The 606-nt window shown below is 77.4% G+C and carries 1 protein-coding gene; it reads left to right on the top strand.

Going from position 1 to position 606, the window contains the following annotated elements:
• A partial coding sequence (locus FL311_RS43520) for a PEGA domain-containing protein (RefSeq protein WP_141333587.1) occupies positions 1-606 on the top strand: 606 nt, incomplete at both ends.

Below are 606 nucleotides of genomic sequence, written 5' to 3'. Positions count from 1 at the left end.
CCCCGCGCCCACGCCGCCCGTCGCCGCCCCCGCGCCGCCGGCGGAGGACGCGAACGAGGGGCTGTCGCGTGCCCGCCGCGCCGCGGGGCTCGCCGCGCTGGAGGACCGCGACTACGACATCGCCGTCCGCGAGTTCACCGAGGCCCTGAGCCTGCGCAGGTCTCCCGGCGGCGACCTGGTCGAGCTGCTGCGCATCGCCACGGACCTCCAGTCCCGCGAGCGCGACCGGGCGCGCGTGGAGCCCGCCAGGCCGGCGCGGGAGCCCGCCGTCACGAGGACGCCGCCGCGCGCGAAGCCCTCTCGCGCGAGTCCGTCCCGGGCGAGCCCGCAGCACACCAAGGAGGAGCCACCCCCGGTGCTCGAGGAGCCGCGCAACGGGCTGTTGCTGGTGACCTCCACGCCTCCGGGGCTGGTGGTGCAGGTGGACGGCAAGGCGGTGGACATGACGCCCGCGCGGCTGCCGCTGCGGCCGGGCACCTACCGCGTGGCGCTCGCGCAGGGAGAGCGCCGGTTGATGGAGGAGACGGTGGTGTTGGAGGAGGACGGGGTGCACTCCCTCAACCGGGATGTGAGCGAGCAGCTGGCGCCCCCCGCCCCTCCGCGCCC

Source organism: Myxococcus sp. AB025B, assembly GCF_006518215.1.
GTDB lineage: Bacteria > Myxococcota > Myxococcia > Myxococcales > Myxococcaceae > Myxococcus > Myxococcus fulvus.
This window is presented reverse-complemented; position numbering and strand designations above follow the sequence as displayed.